Genomic DNA, 17,594 nt, shown 5'->3' with positions numbered 1-17,594 from the left:
TCGCCATGTCCGACGGCGCCTCCTTCTATCTCACGACCCCGATCTTCTACGTCAACGACGTCCCCCACATCGGGCACGCGTACACGGAGGTCGCGGCGGACGTGCTGACCCGCTGGCACCGTCAGGCGGGCGACGACACCTGGCTGCTCACCGGCACGGACGAGCACGGACAGAAGATCCTGCGCACCGCGACCGCCAACGGGACGACTCCCAAGGCGTGGGCCGACCGCCTCGTCGAGACCGCGTGGCAGCCGCTGCTCAGCACGATCGACATCGCCAACGACGACTTCATCCGCACCACGGACGAGCGGCACGAGGTCAACGTGCAGAAGTTCCTGCAGAGGCTCTACGACGCCGGCGCGATCTACACCGGCGAGTACGAGGGCTACTACTGCGTGGGCTGCGAGGAGTACAAGCAGCTCTCGGACCTCGACGAGGGCACCGGCGACTACGAGGGCCAGTACGTCTGCAAGATCCACTCCAAGCCGGTGGAGCTGCTGAGCGAGAAGAACTACTTCTTCAGGATGAGCGAGTACACCGAGCGCCTGCTCGCGCTCTACGAGGAGCGGCCCGACTTCGTGCAGCCGGAGTCGGCCCGCAACGAGGTCGTCAGCTTCGTGCGCCAGGGACTCGCCGACCTCTCGATCTCGCGCTCGAGCTTCGACTGGGGCGTGAAGGTGCCGTGGGACGACTCGCACGTCGTCTACGTCTGGTTCGACGCGCTGCTCAACTACGTCACCGCCGTCGGCTACGGCCAGGACGACGAGGAGTTCGCCCGCCGCTGGCCGGCGACCCACATCGTCGGCAAGGACATCCTCCGCTTCCACGCGGTGATCTGGCCCGCCATGCTCATGGCCGCCGGGCTCGACGTGCCCAAGCAGGTCTTCGGCCACGGCTGGCTGCTGGTCGGCGGCGAGAAGATGTCGAAGTCGAAGCTCACCGGCATCGCTCCCGAGCAGATCACCGACACCTTCGGCTCCGACGCGTTCCGCTACTACTTCATGCGGGCGATCACGTTCGGCCAGGACGGCTCGTTCTCGTGGGAGGACCTCTCGGCGCGCTACCAGGCCGAGCTCGCGAACGGGTTCGGCAACCTCGCCTCGCGCGTGATCGCCATGCTCAACCGCTACTACGACGGCGTCGTGCCGGCACCCGCCGAGGCGACCCCCGCGGAGGAGCGCGTCCGGCGCACCGTCGCCGAGGCGGCGTCCACCGCCGACGCGGCGATCGACTCCCTCGCGATCCACGACGCGATCACCGCGGTGTGGACGATCGTCGACGAACTGAACGGCTACATCACCGAGCAGGAGCCGTGGGCCCTGGCCAAGAACGACGCCGACCGCGAGCGGCTCGGCACCGTCCTCTACACGGCGACGGAGGGCCTGCGCGCCCTGGCCGTGCTGCTCTCGCCGGTCGTGCCCCGCGCGACCGCGAAGCTCTGGACGGCGCTCGGCGTCGAGGAGTCGCTCGGCGCGCTGGCCGCGCAGCGGATCCGCGAGGCCGGGGAGTGGGGCCGCCTGCCCGTCGGCACGACCGTCGGCGCCCTCGAGGCCCTCTTCCCGCGCATCGAGGCCCCCGCGAGCTGACGCCGCGGGCCTGCTGATCGAGCCCGCGCGGCGGACGCCCTCCTCTGCTGATCACGTGGTCCGCTCCGCGGGCGTATCGGGATCCCCGATGTCCGGAGTCGGTCGGTCTCGATACGCCCCTGCGGGGCTACTCGACCAGCAGGCTCGGGTGCAGAACCTCGGCCGAGAGCGCTCCTCAGTCGCGATGGTGGCTGACCGGTGCTCCTGGCCGAGGTTCTGCTGCGGCCGTCCTCCTGTGAGAGCCGCGCCCTTCGGCCGGGGTGCGCAGCGCCTCTCGCTGCTGATCGAGTAGCGCTCGAAGCGCGCGTATCGAGATCCACGCCGTCTCGGAGTCGGCGGGGCTCGATGCGCCCCTGCGGGGCTGCTCGAGCAGCAGAGGGGGCGCGAGATCCCCTCCGCCCCGGACGCGGGCCGTCCGGAGCCCTCCCGGTAGCCTGGAGCGCATGAGCGACAGCCAGCACGTCCGTGCCCGCGAGAACACCTCCGGCCGCGACCTGACGTACCCTCCGCTGCCCGAGGCCCTCGTGGTCCCCGTCTACGACAACCACACGCACCTCGAGATCGCCGACGGCCTCGAGCCGCTCGACTACCGCGAGCAGCTCGACCGGGCCTCCACGGTCGGCGTCCGCGGAGTCGTCCAGGTCGGGACCGACGTGGCGACGAGCCGCTGGTCGGCCGAGATGGCCGCTGCCGAGCCGCGCATGCTGGCCGCGGTCGCGATCCACCCCAACGAGGCGCCCGAGCTCGAGGCCCGCGGGGAGCTCGACGACGCCCTCGCGGTGATCGCCGAGCTCGCGACGCAGCCGCGCGTGCGCGCCGTCGGCGAGACCGGGCTCGACTTCTTCCGCACCGGCGAGAGCGGCCGCGGCGCCCAGTTCCGCTCGTTCGAGGAGCACATCCGCATCGCCAAGGAGAACGGGATCGCGCTGCAGATCCACGACCGCGACGCGCACCGCGAGGTGATGGACACGCTCCGCCGTGTCGGCGCCCCCGAGCGCACCGTCTTCCACTGCTTCTCGGGCGACGCCGAGATGGCCAGGATGTGCGCCGAGGAGGGGTGGTACCTGTCCTTCGCGGGCAACGTCACCTTCAAGAACGCGGAGTCGCTGCGCGAGGCGCTGTCGGTCACTCCGCGGCACCTGATCCTCGTCGAGACCGACGCCCCGTTCCTCACTCCGAGCCCGCTGCGCGGCCGCCCGAACGCTCCGTACCTGCTCCCGCACACGCTGCGCGCGATGGCGCTGCACCTCGAGACCGACGTGGGGCACCTGGCCGCGACCATCGCCTCCAACACCGAGCAGGTCTACGGCGAGTGGGGCGGCGAGGTCGGCTCGGAGCCGACGGAGCCCGTGGGGCAGCTGGCATGAGCGGCCGCCACGCGGCGGACGCCGAGGCGCCCGCCGTTCCGCGGCTGCTCGGCCCCGCCGAGATCCGCGACCTCGCGCAGCTGCTGGACGTGACGCCGACCAAGAAGCTCGGTCAGAACTTCGTGCACGACGCCAACACCGTGCGCCGCATCGTCAAGCTCGCGCGCGTGCAGGCGGGCGAGACCGTGGTCGAGATCGGACCCGGCCTCGGCTCGCTGACGCTGGGCCTGCTCGAGGCCGGCGCGCAGGTCGTGGCCGTCGAGATCGACGGGCGGCTCGCCGAGCAGCTCCCGCGCACGGTCGAGCTGATGGCGCCCGGGGCCGACCTGCACGTGGTGCACGCCGACGCGATGCGCGTGCTCGAGCTGCCGGGCGATCCCGTCCGTCTCGTGGCGAACCTCCCGTACAACATCTCGGTGCCGGTGCTGCTGCACTTCCTCGAGCACTTCCCGAGCATCCGCTCCGGAGTGGTCATGGTGCAGTCCGAGGTCGGCCTCCGGCTCGCCGCGGGCCCGGGCTCCAAGGTCTACGGCGGCCCCAGCGTGAAGGCCGCCTGGTTCGGCTCGTTCTCGACCGGCGGCACCGTCTCGCGGCAGATCTTCTGGCCCGTCCCCAACGTCGACAGCGTGCTCGTGGCGTTCGAGCGCGGCGAGGAGCCGGGCGACGAGACCCTGCGCCGGGCCGTCTTCGCGGTCGTCGACGCGGCCTTCGCCCAGCGGAGGAAGATGCTGCGCCAGTCGCTCGCCCCGCTCTTCGGCGACAGCGCCTCGGCGATCGCCGCCCTCGAATCGGCGGGCGTCCCGCAGACTGCTCGCGGCGAGGAGCTGACCGTCGACTCCTTCGTCGCGCTGGGCCGCACGCTCGATCCCGCTCGCGTGCCGACCCGCGGCGGCACCGTGCCGGACCCGGTCGAGGAGGACCCCGGGACGGACCCGTCCGACGGGCACGAGGGCCCCTCCGCCACCCTGTAGCTTGGAGGCATGGCTGCTCGCGCGACGTCGACCGTGGTCCACGCGCGGGCACCGGGCAAGATCAACGTCTTCCTCAAGGTGGGGGCCGTTCGCGAGGACGGCTACCACGAGCTCGCGACCGCGTTCCAGTCGCTCTCGCTCTACGAGGACGTGCGCGCCAGCGCCGCCGACGACTTCTCGGTCGCCTTCTCGGGCTCGATCGACACGAGCGGCCTCGCGGTCGACGGCAGCAACCTCGCCGTCAAGGCCGCGAGAGCGCTCGCACGAGCGACGGGCCACCGCGGAGGCGTGCACCTCGAGATCGAGAAGAACGTCCCGATCGCGGGCGGCATGGGCGGCGGATCGGCCGACGCGGCCGCGACGCTCCTCGCCTGCGACGCGCTGTGGGGCACGGCCTGCACGCGGGAGCAGCTCCTCGGCATCGCCGCGAGCCTCGGCGCCGACGTGCCCTTCGCCTTCACAGGCGGCACGGCGATCGGAGTGGGCCGCGGCGACGAGCTGAGCCCCGCGCTCGCGAAGGGCCGCTTCGAGTGGGTGCTCGTGCTCTCGGAGCAGGGGCTCTCGACTCCGGAGGTCTACAGCGAGCTCGACCGCCACCGCGAGCGGCACCTGCACGACTTCCGCCCCATCTCGGCCTCGCCGAGCGTCGACCCCAATGTGCTGCAGGCGCTGAGGGCGGGCGACGCGGCGATGCTCGCCGACGCGATGCACAACGACCTCCAGGCTCCGGCGCTGCACCTGCAGCCGGGTCTGGCGCGGATCCTGGAGCGCGGCGAGGAGAGCGGCGCCCTCGGCGGGCTCGTCTCGGGCTCGGGACCCACCGTCGCCTTCCTCGCGGCGGACGCGGATGCGGCTCTCGAGCTCCAGCTGGAGCTGACGACCGCGCGCTACAAGGCCCTCCGCGTGACCGGCCCCGTGCACGGAGCGAGACTCCTCTCGATCTGAGCGGGCCCCAGCCCGCACCCCGCGCAGTGGCTTAGAGTGCGGCTCATGCCCCCCAGAAGAGCCGCACTGCTCGCGATCCTCACGGGGATCGTCTCCGCCGTCGTCGCCCTCGCGAGCGCCGAGCTCGTGGCCGTGTTCACGGGCGCCGGAGGCGGTCCGCTCGTCGCGGTCGGGGGTTTCGTCATCGACATCGTGCCGCCCGGCGTGAAGGACACGGTGATCGCGCTGTTCGGCACGGGCGACAAGATCGTGCTGCTCGCCTCGCTCGCGTTCGCGGTCGCGCTGCTCGCGGTCGCGGCGGGTCTGCTGGAGTTCCGCCGCCCGCCGCTGGGCGCGCTGCTCCTCGTGGTCGTCGCCGGTCTCGGCGCCCTCGCCGCGGTCACACGGGAGGGTGCGACCGGACTTTCGGCCGCTCCGAGCATCGCGGGCATGGTCGCCGGCGCGCTGGTGCTTTGGACCGCCTCGGCCCGGCTGCGCGCCTGGGACGACGAGCCCGCGCGGGGTGGGACCGACCGGCGGTCCTTCCTCCGCCTCGTGGGCATCGCCGGAGCCGCCGCCGTCGTGGTGGGCGTCGGCGCCCGCCTGGCCACCGCCGCCTCCGCGGCCGTCACCGCCGTCCGCGAGGCCGTGGTGCTGCCGAGGGCCGCGGCCGCCGCCCCGCCCGTCCCGGCCGCCGCCGTCCTCGACGACGTCGAGGGCATCAGCTCGTTCGTCACCCCGAACGCCGAGTTCTACCGCATCGACACGGCCCTGTCGGTCCCCTCCGTCGACCCCGCCGACTGGTCGCTCCGGATCCACGGCATGGTCGAGGAGGAGATCGTGCTCACCTGGGACGAGCTGCTCGCCCTGCCGCTCGAGGAGCACCTGGTGACCCTGTCGTGCGTCTCGAACGAGGTGGGCGGCGATCTGATCGGCACCGCGCTGTGGCTCGGCTACCCGATCCGCGAGCTGCTCGCCCGCGCACGGCCGACCGCCGGCGCCGACATGGTCCTCTCGCGCAGCATCGACGGCTTCACCGCCTCGAGCCCGCTCGAGGTGCTGGCCGACGAGAACCGGGCGAGCATCCTCGCCGTCGGGATGAACGGCGAGCCCCTGCCCGTCGAGCACGGCTTCCCGGTGCGGATGGTCGTGCCCGGGCTCTACGGCTACGTCTCCGCGACCAAGTGGGTCACCGAGCTGAAGGTGACGACGTTCGCCGACGACGTGGCCTACTGGTCGACGCGCGGCTGGACGGAGCGCGGCCCGATCAAGGTCGAGTCGCGGATCGACGTGCCGCGCCAGGGTCAGGCGGTCGCCGCGGGCACGGTCGCGGTCGCCGGAGTCGCGTGGGCTCCGCACACCGGCATCTCGAAGGTCGAGGTGCAGGTCGACGGGGGAGTGTGGCAGAGCGCTCGCCTGGCCGAGGCGGTCACCGCCGACACGTGGATCCAGTGGGTCTACGAGTGGGAGGCCCTGCCCGGCGATCACGTCCTGCTCGTGCGGGCCACCGACTCCGAGGGGCTCACCCAGACCTCGGACGAGGCGCCGCCGGCTCCCGACGGAGCCACCGGCTGGCACCTCAGGACGATCACCGTCGCCTAGCGGTCGGCCGGGCCGCTCCGGAGCCCCGTAAAATCGATCCCTATGGCACATCTCCTGGGCGCTGAGGCGCTGCGACTCGAGTACCCCACGCGGGTCATCTTCGACGACGTCTCGCTCGGCATCGAGGAGGGCGACCGCATCGGCATCGTCGGCCGCAACGGCGACGGCAAGTCGACCCTCCTGCGCCTGCTCGCGCAGCGCATCGAACCGGACGCGGGGCGCGTCACGCACCGCCGCGGCGTCACGCTCGGCATGCTCGACCAGGCCGACACGGTCGACGAGGAGCTCACGGTCGCCCAGGCGGTCGTCGGCGGGCTCGAGGAGCACGAGTGGGCGGGCGACGCGCGCACCCGCGACGTGATCGCCGGTCTCCTGCGCGACGTTCCGTGGGACGGAGTCGTCGGCTCGCTCTCGGGAGGCCAGCGCCGCCGGGTCGCCCTCGCGAAGCTCCTCGTCGGCGACTGGGACGTGGTCTTCCTCGACGAGCCCACCAACCACCTCGACGTCGAGGGCATCGCCTGGCTCGCCGAGCACCTCAAGCGCCGCTGGGCCACGGCCTCCGGCGGCCTCGCCGTCGTGACCCACGACCGCTGGTTCCTCGACGAGATCTGCACCGCCACGTGGGAGGTGCACGACCGCATCGTCGAGCCCTTCGAGGGTGGCTACGCGGCCTACATCCTGCAGCGCGTCGAGCGCGACCGCATGGCCTCCACCATGGAGGCCAAGCGCCAGAACCTGATGAAGAAGGAGCTCGCGTGGCTGCGCCGCGGAGCCCCCGCCCGCACCGCGAAGCCCAAGTTCCGCATCGACGCGGCCAACCAGCTGATCGAGGACGAGCCGCCCGTGCGCGACTCCGTCTCGCTGTCGCAGCTCGCGGTCTCGCGACTGGGCAAGGACGTCGTCGACCTGCTGGACGTGACCGTGCGCTACGGCGAGCGGACGGTGCTCAACCGCATCGAGTGGCGGATCGCGCCCGGCGAGCGCACCGGCATCCTCGGCGTCAACGGCGCGGGCAAGTCGACCCTCCTGGGCCTGGTGGCCGGCAGCGTCGAGCCCACGAGCGGGAAGGTGAAGCGCGGCACCACGGTGCGCGTCGCGATCCTCGACCAGCAGCTGCGCGAGCTCACGGAGGTGCAGGACCAGCCCGTCCGCGAGATCATCGCGCAGCAGCGCACCAGCTACTCCATCGGCGGCAAGGACATGACGCCGGGGCAGCTGCTCGAGCGCCTCGGCTTCTCGAGCGCGCAGCTGTCGACGCCGGTGAAGGACCTCTCGGGAGGTCAGCGCCGGCGCCTCCAGCTCCTGCTGATCCTGCTGAGCGAGCCGAACGTGCTGATCCTCGACGAGCCGACCAACGATCTCGACACCGACATGCTCGCGGCGATCGAGGACCTGCTCGACTCCTGGCCGGGCACGCTGCTCGTCGTCTCGCACGACCGGTACCTGCTCGAGCGGGTCACCGATCAGCAGTACGCGGTGCTCGAGGGGGCGTTCCGGCACCTGCCGGGAGGCGTGGAGCAGTACCTGGAGCTGCGCCGCGCGCTCGAGAAGGCGGGGCCGGCGGCGCTGACCTCGTCCCCCTCCGCAGCACCCTCGGGGCTCGGTGGCGCCGAGCGGCGCACCGCCGAGAAGGAGGTGTCGGCGATCGACCGGCGCCTGCACAAGCTGACCCAGCTGGCGAAGACGGTGCACGAGAAGATGGCGACCCACGACCAGGACGACTACGACGGCATCCTGGCGCTCAACGCGACGCTCCGGGGCTACGAGGACGAGACCGCCGAACTCGAGCTGCGCTGGCTGGAGCTCTCGGAGCAGCTGGAGGGCTGAGCCGGGGCGGGCCCGTCCTCAGCCGAAGTCGAGCGAGAGCTTGCGGAGCAGCTGCGCCAGCCGCTCCTGCTGCGCGTGCGTCAGCGCGCCCAGCAGCTCCTGCTCGGCGTCGACCAGCCGGGTGATCGCGGCGTCCACGCGCGCGAGCCCGGACGGCGTCATCTGGACGAGGACGCCGCGTCCGTCGTTGGGGTCGTCGAGGCGCTCGACCAGCTCGCGCTCGACGAGGCGGTCGATGCGGTTGGTCATGGTGCCGCTGGTGACCATGGTCGCCTGCAGCAGCTGCTTGGGGGAGAGGCGGTAGGGGGCGCCGGCGCGGCGCAGCGCCGACAGCACGTCGAACTCCCACGTCTCGAGCTCCGAGCGGCCGAAGGCGATCCCGCGGGCGCGCTCGAGCTGCTTGGCCAGCCGCCGCATGCGGGAGAAGACCTGCAGCGGCGTGAAGTCCAGATCGGGTCGTTCCCTCACCCAGGCGTCGACGATGCCGTCGACCTCGTCGTTCGCGCTCACCCCTCCATTGTGGCGGGTGCGGGCTGCGAGGGTCCGCCCCGGGAGTCGTGAACGGGCGGCTCCGGAGTTCTGTGGGGGTCCCGGCCGGATGGCAGGATGGACGACGCGCGCGAGCGCGGTCCGCCATGGTGTAACGGCAGCACGGCAGCCTTTGGAGCTGTCCGGTCCAGGTTCGAATCCTGGTGGCGGAGCGGGGAAGACGAGGGTGCACCGGTCCCGGTGCGCCCGCCGAAGAGGAGACGCGATCATCGACAGCACGCTCGCGGTCGTGATCCTGGCCGCAGGCCAGGGCACCCGCATGAAGTCCCGCACACCCAAGGTGCTGCACCGCCTGGCCGGACGGCCGCTGCTCGGCCACGTCCTCGACACCGCGGCCTCGCTCGAGGCCGGGCACGTCGTCACCGTCGTGCGCCACGAGCGCGAGCGCGTCGCGGAGGCGGTGCTCGAGCACACGCCCGCGGCGCTCGTCGTCGACCAGGACGAGGTGCCGGGCACGGGACGCGCCGTCGAGCTCGGTCTCGCCGCTCTGCCCGCCGACTTCGCCGGGACCGTCGTGGTCCTCAGCGCCGACGTGCCGCTCCTGGACGCGCCGACCCTGCGCCGCCTGGTCGACGCGCACCTCGGCGCGGCGAACGCCCTGACGATGCTCTCGTGCGTGTTCGAGGACCCGACCGGCTTCGGCCGGATCGTCCGCGGCGAGGACGGCGGCTTCGCCTCCATCGTCGAGCAGAAGGACGCCGACGCCGACCAGCTCGCCATCGCCGAGATCAACGCCGGCGTCTACGCCTTCGACGCCGCGGCCCTCCGAGCCGTCATCGGCGGCATCGGCACGGACAACGCGCAGCGGGAGATGTACCTCACCGACGCCGCGGCCGCGCTCAAGGCCGCCGGCCGCGCGATCGAGGCCGTGCCCGTGCAGGACCGGTGGCTCGTCGCCGGCATCAACGACCGCGCGCAGCTCTCGGACGCGGCCGTCGAGCTGAACGCCCGCATCGTCCGCCGCTGGCAGCTCGAGGGCGTCACGATCCAGGACCCGGCGACGACCTGGATCGACGTGGACGCGGTCCTCGCGCCCGACGTCGAGATCCTGCCCGGCACGCAGATCAAGGGACCGACCGTCATCGCGACGGGCGCGATCATCGGCCCCGACACGACCCTCGACTCCTGCGAGATCGGCGAGGACGCCGTCGTGAAGCGCTCGGACGCCACCCTCGCCGTGATCGGCGCGGGTGCCCAGGTCGGGCCGTTCTCCTTCCTCCGCCCCGGCACCGTGCTGGGCGCGAAGGGCAAGATCGGCACGTACGTCGAGACGAAGAACGCCGTCATCGGAGCCGGATCGAAGGTGCCGCACCTCTCGTACGTCGGCGACGCGACCATCGGCGAGGAGTCGAACATCGGCGCGGGCTCGATCTTCGCCAACTACGACGGAGTGACCAAGGCGTCGTCCGTGGTCGGGTCGCACGTGCGCGCCGGGTCGCACAACGTCTTCGTCGCCCCCGTTAGAATCGGGGACGGAGCGTACACGGGTGCTGGAACGGTCGTCCGCAAGGACATCCCGGCCGGAGCCCTCGGCATCACCGTCGCTCCGCAGCGCAACATGGCCGGTTGGGTGCAGACCCACCGACCCGGGACCGCGGCGGCGACCGCCGCCGAGGCCGCCCGGGTGCTCGAGCCCGAGGGCTCGGACCAGCCGACCGGAGGAAGCGGAGAACAGTGACGGGCATCACCGCCAGCAACAAGAAGAGCCTGGTCCTCGTCTCGGGGAGGGCGCATCCGGCACTGGCGGAAGCGGTCGCCGACGAGCTGGGCACCGAGCTCGTGACCACCGAGGGGCGCACCTTCGCCAACGGCGAGCTGTACGTGCGCTACGGCGAATCCGTGCGCGGAGGCGACGTGTTCGTGCTCCAGTCGCACACCTCGCCGATCAACGAGTGGCTCATGGAGCAGCTCATCATGGTCGACGCGCTCAAGCGCGCCTCGGCGAAGCGGATCACGGTCGTCGCGCCGTTCTACCCCTACGCCCGCCAGGACAAAAAGGGCCGCGGCCGCGAGCCGATCTCGGCCCGCCTCGTCGCCGACCTGTTCAAGGCCGCCGGAGCCGACCGCATCATGTCGGTCGACCTGCACGCCGCGCAGATCCAGGGCTTCTTCGACGGCCCCGTCGACCACCTCTTCGCCATGCCTGTGCTGCTCGAGCACTTCCGCGAGAAGCTCGACCCCTCGACCCTCACGGTCGTCTCGCCCGACATGGGCCGCGTCCGCGTCGCCGACATCTGGAGCGACAAGCTCGGCGTGCCGCTCGCGATCATCCACAAGCGCCGCGACCCCAAGGTCGCCAACCAGGTCTCCGTGCACGAGATCGTCGGCGAGGTGGAGGGCCGCGTCTGCCTCCTCGTCGACGACCTCATCGACACCGGCCGCACCATCGCGAAGGCCGCCGAGGCGCTGAAGAACGCCGGAGCGATCGGCGTCGTCGTCGCCGCGACCCACGCGGTGTTCTCGGACCCGGCGCGCGAGCTCCTCAGCTCCGAGTTCATCGACTCCGTCGTCGTCACCGACACCCTCCCGCTGCCGGAGGAGAAGAAGTGGGACCGCCTGACGATCCTCCCGATCGCGCCGCTGCTGGCGCGCGCGATCCACGAGGTCTTCGACGATGGTTCCGTCACCTCCATGTTCGACGGCGACGCCTAGCCCGGCACGGCTCGGAGGCGCCGTCCGCGGCGTTGTCCTCGGGCGCGATACCGCCGGTATCGCTTCTTCCTCCGCCTTGCAGACGACACCTCCGAGCCGCGCCGGCACGCCCCGGAGGCGCCGTCTGCGGCGTTGTCGTCGGGCGCGATACCGCCGGTATCGCTTCCTCCTCCGCCTTGCAGCCGACGCCTCCGGGCCGCGCCGACGGTCGAGTTGGGCGTGCGCCTCCGAGCCGTGCCGGTGGTCGGGTGAGGCGTGCCGTCCTCGGGCGTGCGACCGCCAGTGTGGCGTGCACGTTCGCCCTGCGGACGAGGTCTTCGAGCCGCTCCGCGGGCGCGGTCCGGGCGACACGCGAATCGGTGTCCACCGGGAGAACCCCCGCACGAGGGGTGCTGGCCTAGGGTGAGCGGGTGCCCGAGCGACGCGAGACCGGTGAGCGGCATGCGCTGCGTCCCGCGGAGCCCGTCGGCGCGATCGCGCTCGCGGGAGTGTTCCTCGTCCTCTCGCCCGCGGCGCTCGAGGCCGGCTGGTGGCTGCTGCTCGGGATCGGCATCGCGGCCGCGCTGACCGTGATCGGGGCGATCGCCGACTCCGGTCGCGAGGTGCACGACGGCCCCACGGGGGAGTGGCTCGCGCTCGCGGGCCGAGCGCTCGGTGCCTCCGCCCTCGCCCTCACGGCGGCTGACCACGTCCTCGGGGCCGCCGCGCGTCCCGCGGCGGTGCTCCTCCTGGTCGCGGTCACGGTCTTCGTCCTGCGCGGCGGCGTGGTGCGGCCGGCGCTCGCGCGGGTGCTCGGACTGCTGGTCCTCCTCCTGCTGACCGCGGCGGCCGTGACGGTGCTCGTCACCCCGCCCGTGGTCCCTCCGGCCGACACGGTGATCGGCGGTGCGGAGGGGGCGACCACCGCCGCGGCGTACGCCCTGTTCCTCGTCGCACCGGCTCCCTCCGGCGTGCGCGTGCGCCTCCGGTCGGCACTCGTGACGACGGGCGCCGTCGCTCTCGCCGCGAGCGCCCTCGGTGCGGGGCTCCTGCTGCTCGTCGGCCCCGCGGCCCTCGCCGCGACGCCCACCCCTCTGCTGGCGGCCGCGGCGGGGACCGCGGCCCAGCCGCTCGTGGCGATCGCCGCCGTGCTCGCGTGCGTCCTCGCGCTCGTCGTGCTGCTCCGGCGCGACGCGAGCGCCCTCGTGCGACTGGTGCGCGCCGGCGAGATCCCCGGTCCTCTCGCGGGCATCAGCGCCAGGACGGGCGCGCCGGTCGCTCCCCAGCTGCTCGTCTGCCTGGTCTCGGTGCTCTCGGTCGTGATCCTCGACGCGGATGCGCTGCTCGCGTTCGCGGTCGGCGCCGGCCTCCTGGTGCTCCTCCTGCGCCGGATCGACCAGGCCGAGCTGCGCAGCTGGTCGGCGGTGGTGTCGGCGGTCGGCGCGCTGGTGCTGCTGCTCGCGCTGCCGACCGCGACGGCGGCGGCGGTGGCGGTGCTGCTCGCGGTGCTGCTGATCGTGCGGGCGTTCCGGCGCTGAAGTCCCGTCGGCGCCCCGAGCTCAGAGCGGTGCGGCCGCGGTGTCGATCGAGGCGGCAGCCAGGCGGAGGGCGAGCGGATCCGCGCGGACGCGGTCCAGACCCGCTCGGACGGCGCCGAGCGCGACGGCGCGGTCGCCCAGTGTCGAGGGGACGATCCGGGGCGCGGGGGCGTGGACGAGGGGCGCGATGCGCTCCGAGACGTCTGCCAGCAGTGGGCCGGCCGACTCGGCGAGAGCCCCGCCGACCACGAGGAGCGAGACGTCCAGCAGGTTGGCGAGGGTCGCGGCGACGCTCGTCAGGCGGACGGCGAGCCGATCGACGATCTCGAGGGCGAGGGCGTCCCCGGCGGCCGCGGCGGCCAGCACCTGCTCGGCGCCCGGGAGCGGCGCCGCATCCAGGAGCGAGGGCGCGCGGTCCTCGGTAGCGAGGGCCTCCTGCGCCCAGGTCCGGGCGAGCGCGGCGACGCCCTCTGCCGAGCCGACCCCCTCGACCAGGTCGAGGTAGCGCATCTCGCCGGTGAGGCCCCGGGCGCCGCGGAGCAGCGTGCCGCCGAGGACGACACCGCCGCCCAGGCGCTCGCCCGAGAGCAGGGTCAGATAGTCGGAGCATCCGACGGCCGCACCCCGCCAGCCCTCGGCGAGGGCCGCGAGGTTGGCATCGTTGTCGACCACCGGGCGCCAGCCCCGATCGGCGAAGCGGTCGGCGAGACCGGGGTTCATCGCGCTCCAGAAGCCGTTGTCGTCGGCGGGGGAGCGGCCGTCGGCGTCGACCGGTGCCGGGACGCCGAAGGTGATCGCCAGCACCCCGGCATCGGCCACTCCCGCCTGCTGGAGTGTGCGGTCGAGGATCCGCTCGATGTCGGCGAGGCGCCGCTCGTGCGGGAGCTCCTCGACGGGCTCGTGCTCGACCGGCTCGACGCGGTGCGCGATCGAGTCGCCGAGGAGGTCCGCGACGTCGACGCCGACGCTGTGCTGACCGGCGTCGACCCCCACGATCACGCCCGCCTCGCGCCGCAGCGCGTAGCGGCGGGCGGGGCGGCCCTTGACGTAGTCGCCCGCAGCGCGCTGGTTCTCGAGCTCCTCGAGCCAGCCGAGCTCGATGAGGTCGTCGCAGACCGCGATCACGGTCGACCGCGTGAGCCCGGTGCGCTCGATCAGATCGGACGCCGTCATCGGCTCGCCGCTCCACGCGCCCTGCAGGATCTCGAGGGCGTTGCGCCGGCGCTGGAACGAGAACACGTTCTCGGACATCGGTTCCGCCTCCCTCTTGACCCGAGCGGGATCGGCTGCAACAGTACATCGCGTACTAGATTTTCTTCCTAGAGTTAGTCGACGAAGCAACTTATCCCCGCCAGATCCACCTGCCAGACCGGGAGACGACGACGTGCCCCTCACCACCCCACCCAGCGGCGGCCTGCGCCGACGGACCCTCCTCACCGCCGCAGGAGCGGGCGCCGCGGCGCTCGGTCTCGCCGCGTGCGCGTCCCCCTCGGGCGCCCGAGGTGCGACCGAGATCGTGTTCCACCAGTCCAAGCCCGAGGTCATCGGCTACTTCGACGAGGTGATCGAGAAGTTCCACGCCGCGCAGTCGCGCGTGCGGGTCGTCCACGACTTCTCCTCCAACCTCTCGGCAGGCTTCGTGCGGACCAACCCGCCGGACCTCGGCTGCCTCAACTACAACTTCGAGGTCGCGCGCTTCGTCGAGCGGGGGGCGTTCAGCGATCTGTCGGACATGCCGGAGGCGGAGCGCATCAACCCGGCGCTGCAGCCGCTGATCGAGCAGACCGCGTCGTACCCGGACCGGACCAGCGTGCTGCCGTACTCGCTGATGATGTCGGCCGTGCTCTACAACCGCGACATCTTCGCCCAGCAGGGGCTCGAGGTGCCGACGACCTGGACGGAGTTCCTCGCGGTCTGCGACGCGCTGCAGGCCGCGGGCATCACTCCGCTCTACAGCACCTACAAGGACCCGTGGACGGTCTCGCAGGGCCTCTTCGACTACTCCGTCGGCGGCACCGTCGACCTCGAGTCGTTCTTCTCGCAGCTGAAGGAGCAGGGCCCGGACGTCGGACCCGGGTCGCCGGTCTCGTTCCAGAAGGACCTCGCCGCGCCGATGGAGCAGATGCTGCAGATCGCCGCGTACTCGAACCCCGATGCGGCCAGCCGTGCCTACGGAGACGGGAACCTCGCGTTCTCGAACGGCGAGGCCGCGATGTACTTCCAGGGGCCGTGGGCGCTGAGCGAGATCGCGAAGACGGCCCCCGACCTCTCGGTCGGAGCCTTCCCGCTGCCGATGACGGACGACCCCGAGGACCGCCGCGTGCGCGTCAACGTCGACCTCGCCCTCTGGATCCCGGAGGCCTCCACCAAGAAGGAGGCGGCGCGCGAGTTCCTCGCGTTCCTGATGCGGCCCGAGATCATCGACGCCTACAACGCCGACAACAACGCGTTCGGAGTGACGACCGACGCCCCGGCCGTGACCCAGCCCACCCTCGTCGAGCTGCAGGAGTTCTACGACCGCGCCGCGTTCAGCCTCGGCGCCTCGCAGCTGGTGCCGCAGAACATCCCGTTGCAGAACTACGTGCAGGGCATGGTGCTCGGCTCCGACCCGCAGTCGACGCTGCGCACCATCGACGCCGACTGGGCGCGCATCGCGTTCCGCTCCTGATCCCCCTCCTCCCGCCGACCACTCTCAGAGACGAGACACCATGGCCACCACCCTCCCCGCACGGACGGAGGAGCGGCGCCCCGTCGCTGCCCACGCCGTCGCGCGCACCACGCCGAAGCGGCGCCGGGACCTCACGTTCCCGCTCTTCCTGCTCCCCGCGCTGATCCTCTTCACGCTCGCGATCACCCTGCCCGCGCTGATGGGCATCTTCTTCAGCTTCACCGACTCCATCGGCTTCGGGGAGTGGACCTTCATCGGCTTCACGAACTACGTGGCGCTGTTCTCGGATCCGGCGATCGCGGCGTCCTACGGATTCACGGTCGCTCTGGCGCTGATGACGGTGCTCCTGGTCAACGTGATCGCGTTCCTGCTCGCCATCGCCCTCACCACGCAGATCCGGGGCAAGGTCGCCCTCCGCGCCGTCTTCGTGCTGCCGATGGTCGTCTCGGGCATCATCATCGCGTTCGTCTTCAACTTCCTCTTCTCGAACTCGCTGCCGGGCTTCGCCGCGTCGATCGGATTCACGCCGCTCGCGAGCAGCATGCTCGCCGACCCGAACCTCGCGTGGCTCGCGATCGTGATCGTCACCGCCTGGCAGTCGGTCCCTTCCGCCCTGCTGATCTACATCGCGGGCGTCCTCTCGATCCCCGGCGACGTCTACGAGGCCGCGTCGCTCGACGGGGCCTCGACGTGGGGGCAGTTGCGCTCCATCACGCTGCCGCTCGTCGCCGGCTACGTGGTCATCAACCTCGTCATCGGCTTCAAGAACTTCCTCAACTCGTACGACATCATCGTCGGCCTCACCAACGGCGGACCGGGCACCTCGACCCGCAGCGTCGCGATGACGATCTTCTCGGGCTTCACCAGCGGCGACTACGCCTACCAGATGGCCAACGCCACGATCTTCTTCCTCATCGCGCTCGTGATCGCGCTCGTGCAACTGCGCATCTCGCGCGGAAAGGCGGCCTTCTGATGACCAGCCAGGTCCCCCTCTCGCCGGCGCTGCCCGGCACCCGCCCCGCCGCCGACGCGGACGCCCGACGCGGTGGCCGCCGGAGCCGCTCGAACCTCCTGCTCACGATCGTCCTGGCGATCTGCGCGTTGACGGTCGTCGCTCCGCTCTGGGTCACCGTGACCATGGCGTTCAAGACCACCGCTCAGGCCGTGGACGGCAACGCCTTCTCGATCCCCGCCCCGATCTCGATCGACGGCTTCGTGCAGGCGTGGACCCTCACCGACTTCCCCCGCGGTTTCGCGATCTCGCTGCTCGTCACCGCGATCACCGTCGGCGGCACCATCGTGCTCAGCGCCCTCGCCGCCTACGCGATCTCGCGCAACTGGAGCAGGAGGTTCTACCGCTTCTCGTTCTTCTACCTGCTCGCCGCGATGTTCCTGCCGTTCCCCGTCCTCGCGCTCTCGCAGGTCTCGCTGACCGGACTCGTCGGCCTCGACAACCCGATCGGCGTCGCGATCCTGCACATCATGTTCCAGCTCTCGTTCAGCGTCATGCTGTTCACCGCGTTCCTCCGCTCGCTGCCCGAGGAGCTCGAGGAGAGCGCACGGCTCGACGGAGCGACCACGAACCAGGTCTTCTGGCGACTGGTGTTCCCGCTGCTCGCCCCCATGAGCGCCACGGTCGGCATCTTCGCCTTCCTCGCCTCCTGGAACGACTTCATGATGCCCTCGCTCATCACGTCCGACCCCTCGCTGCAGACGCTGCCGGTGCTCCAGAGCATCTTCCAGACGCAGTTCAGCAACGACTACAACGTCGCCTTCGCCTCCTACCTGATGGCCATGGCGCCGGCGATCATCGTCTACCTCTTCACCCAGCGCTGGGTCATGTCCGGCGTGACTCAGGGGGCGATCAAGTAGATATCGCGGGCCTCGGAGCGGCGATCTGCGGCGTTGTCGTCGGTCGTCGTAGCTCCGCT

14 protein-coding genes and 1 tRNA gene are annotated in these 17,594 nt (G+C 71.8%); 13 read left to right on the top strand and 2 right to left on the bottom strand.

The features are described from left to right. Window positions 1-5: 5 nt before the first annotated feature. The 6 genes from metG to AC0CID_RS07215 all read left to right on the top strand — a co-directional run bounded on the left by metG (window position 6) and on the right by AC0CID_RS07215 (window position 8,277). A complete protein-coding gene (gene metG / locus AC0CID_RS07240) occupies window positions 6-1,586 on the top strand; it encodes a methionine--tRNA ligase (RefSeq protein WP_465226278.1) in 1,581 nt (526 codons plus the stop codon). Window positions 1,587-2,029: 443 nt separating this feature from the next. Then, complete coding sequence (locus AC0CID_RS07235) at window positions 2,030-2,953, top strand: TatD family hydrolase (protein ID WP_207403474.1); 924 nt, start codon at window positions 2,030-2,032, stop codon at window positions 2,951-2,953. Further along, window positions 2,950-3,924, top strand: a complete 975-nt coding sequence (gene rsmA, locus AC0CID_RS07230; protein ID WP_465226277.1) for a 16S rRNA (adenine(1518)-N(6)/adenine(1519)-N(6))-dimethyltransferase RsmA — start codon at window positions 2,950-2,952, stop codon at window positions 3,922-3,924. Before AC0CID_RS07235 ends, rsmA begins: the two co-directional genes overlap by 4 nt. Before the next feature lie 9 nt (window positions 3,925-3,933). Continuing rightward, window positions 3,934-4,869: a 4-(cytidine 5'-diphospho)-2-C-methyl-D-erythritol kinase gene (locus tag AC0CID_RS07225; protein WP_207403472.1), complete on the top strand. Its 936-nt coding sequence runs from the start codon at window positions 3,934-3,936 to the stop codon at window positions 4,867-4,869. Window positions 4,870-4,914: 45 nt separating this feature from the next. After that, window positions 4,915-6,450, top strand: a complete 1,536-nt coding sequence (locus AC0CID_RS07220) for a molybdopterin-dependent oxidoreductase (RefSeq protein WP_465226276.1) — start codon at window positions 4,915-4,917, stop codon at window positions 6,448-6,450. A gap of 42 nt (window positions 6,451-6,492) precedes the next feature. Then, window positions 6,493-8,277, top strand: coding sequence for an ABC-F family ATP-binding cassette domain-containing protein (locus AC0CID_RS07215; protein ID WP_465226275.1), 1,785 nt, complete (start codon window positions 6,493-6,495; stop codon window positions 8,275-8,277). A gap of 18 nt (window positions 8,278-8,295) precedes the next feature. On the opposite strand, the gene AC0CID_RS07210 is transcribed toward AC0CID_RS07215, so the two are convergent. Next, window positions 8,296-8,787, bottom strand: coding sequence for a MarR family winged helix-turn-helix transcriptional regulator (locus AC0CID_RS07210; protein WP_251945203.1), 492 nt, complete (start codon window positions 8,785-8,787; stop codon window positions 8,296-8,298). A gap of 119 nt (window positions 8,788-8,906) precedes the next feature. Here AC0CID_RS07210 and AC0CID_RS07205 point away from each other — a divergent pair. The 4 genes from AC0CID_RS07205 (at window position 8,907) to AC0CID_RS07190 (ending at window position 12,995) form a co-directional block, all read left to right on the top strand. Beyond that, a tRNA-Gln gene (locus AC0CID_RS07205) sits at window positions 8,907-8,978 on the top strand. Window positions 8,979-9,031: 53 nt separating this feature from the next. After that, the gene (gene glmU / locus AC0CID_RS07200) at window positions 9,032-10,504 is read left to right on the top strand and encodes a bifunctional UDP-N-acetylglucosamine diphosphorylase/glucosamine-1-phosphate N-acetyltransferase GlmU (protein ID WP_465228063.1); all 1,473 of its coding nucleotides are present in this window, start codon (window positions 9,032-9,034) and stop codon (window positions 10,502-10,504) included. Beyond that, window positions 10,501-11,478, top strand: coding sequence for a ribose-phosphate diphosphokinase (locus AC0CID_RS07195; RefSeq protein ID WP_207403469.1), 978 nt, complete (start codon window positions 10,501-10,503; stop codon window positions 11,476-11,478). Before glmU ends, AC0CID_RS07195 begins: the two co-directional genes overlap by 4 nt. Window positions 11,479-11,888: 410 nt before the next feature. Next, window positions 11,889-12,995, top strand: coding sequence for a hypothetical protein (locus AC0CID_RS07190; protein WP_465226274.1), 1,107 nt, complete (start codon window positions 11,889-11,891; stop codon window positions 12,993-12,995). 21 nt (window positions 12,996-13,016) lie between these two features. Here the strand turns inward: AC0CID_RS07190 and AC0CID_RS07185 are convergent, their stop codons facing one another. Continuing rightward, a complete protein-coding gene (locus AC0CID_RS07185; protein WP_242682993.1) occupies window positions 13,017-14,246 on the bottom strand; it encodes an ROK family transcriptional regulator in 1,230 nt (409 codons plus the stop codon). Window positions 14,247-14,379: 133 nt separating this feature from the next. Here AC0CID_RS07185 and AC0CID_RS07180 point away from each other — a divergent pair, with 133 nt between their 5' ends. From AC0CID_RS07180 to AC0CID_RS07170, 3 genes are read left to right on the top strand one after another with little or no spacing between them, the layout of a single operon-like run. Then, window positions 14,380-15,663 (top strand): ABC transporter substrate-binding protein, encoded by a 1,284-nt coding sequence (locus tag AC0CID_RS07180; protein ID WP_465226273.1) that lies wholly within the window; start codon window positions 14,380-14,382, stop codon window positions 15,661-15,663. 40 nt (window positions 15,664-15,703) lie between these two features. Further along, window positions 15,704-16,636, top strand: coding sequence for a carbohydrate ABC transporter permease (locus tag AC0CID_RS07175; protein ID WP_465226272.1), 933 nt, complete (start codon window positions 15,704-15,706; stop codon window positions 16,634-16,636). Next, window positions 16,636-17,535, top strand: a complete 900-nt coding sequence (locus tag AC0CID_RS07170; RefSeq protein ID WP_465226271.1) for a carbohydrate ABC transporter permease — start codon at window positions 16,636-16,638, stop codon at window positions 17,533-17,535. The genes AC0CID_RS07175 and AC0CID_RS07170 overlap by 1 nt, the downstream gene beginning before the upstream one ends. The last annotated feature ends 59 nt before the right edge of the window (window positions 17,536-17,594 follow it).

It is taken from the genome of Rathayibacter sp. AC451 (genome assembly GCF_979253095.1).
The sequence above is the reverse complement of the archived record's forward strand: the minus strand, read 5'-3'. Positions and strand labels throughout refer to the sequence as shown.

Excerpts from the sequence above, each read along its gene's own strand:
- metG (WP_465226278.1), top strand. The coding sequence starts at position 6 with ATGTCCGACGGCGCCTCCTTCTATCTCACGACCCCGATCTTCTACGTC.
- AC0CID_RS07235 (WP_207403474.1), top strand. The coding sequence starts at position 2,030 with ATGAGCGACAGCCAGCACGTCCGTGCCCGCGAGAACACCTCCGGCCGC.
- rsmA (WP_465226277.1), top strand. The coding sequence starts at position 2,950 with ATGAGCGGCCGCCACGCGGCGGACGCCGAGGCGCCCGCCGTTCCGCGG.
- AC0CID_RS07225 (WP_207403472.1), top strand. The coding sequence starts at position 3,934 with ATGGCTGCTCGCGCGACGTCGACCGTGGTCCACGCGCGGGCACCGGGC.
- AC0CID_RS07220 (WP_465226276.1), top strand. The coding sequence starts at position 4,915 with ATGCCCCCCAGAAGAGCCGCACTGCTCGCGATCCTCACGGGGATCGTC.
- AC0CID_RS07215 (WP_465226275.1), top strand. The coding sequence starts at position 6,493 with ATGGCACATCTCCTGGGCGCTGAGGCGCTGCGACTCGAGTACCCCACG.
- AC0CID_RS07185 (WP_242682993.1), bottom strand. The coding sequence starts at position 14,246 with ATGTCCGAGAACGTGTTCTCGTTCCAGCGCCGGCGCAACGCCCTCGAG.
- AC0CID_RS07175 (WP_465226272.1), top strand. The coding sequence starts at position 15,704 with ATGGCCACCACCCTCCCCGCACGGACGGAGGAGCGGCGCCCCGTCGCT.
- AC0CID_RS07170 (WP_465226271.1), top strand. The coding sequence starts at position 16,636 with ATGACCAGCCAGGTCCCCCTCTCGCCGGCGCTGCCCGGCACCCGCCCC.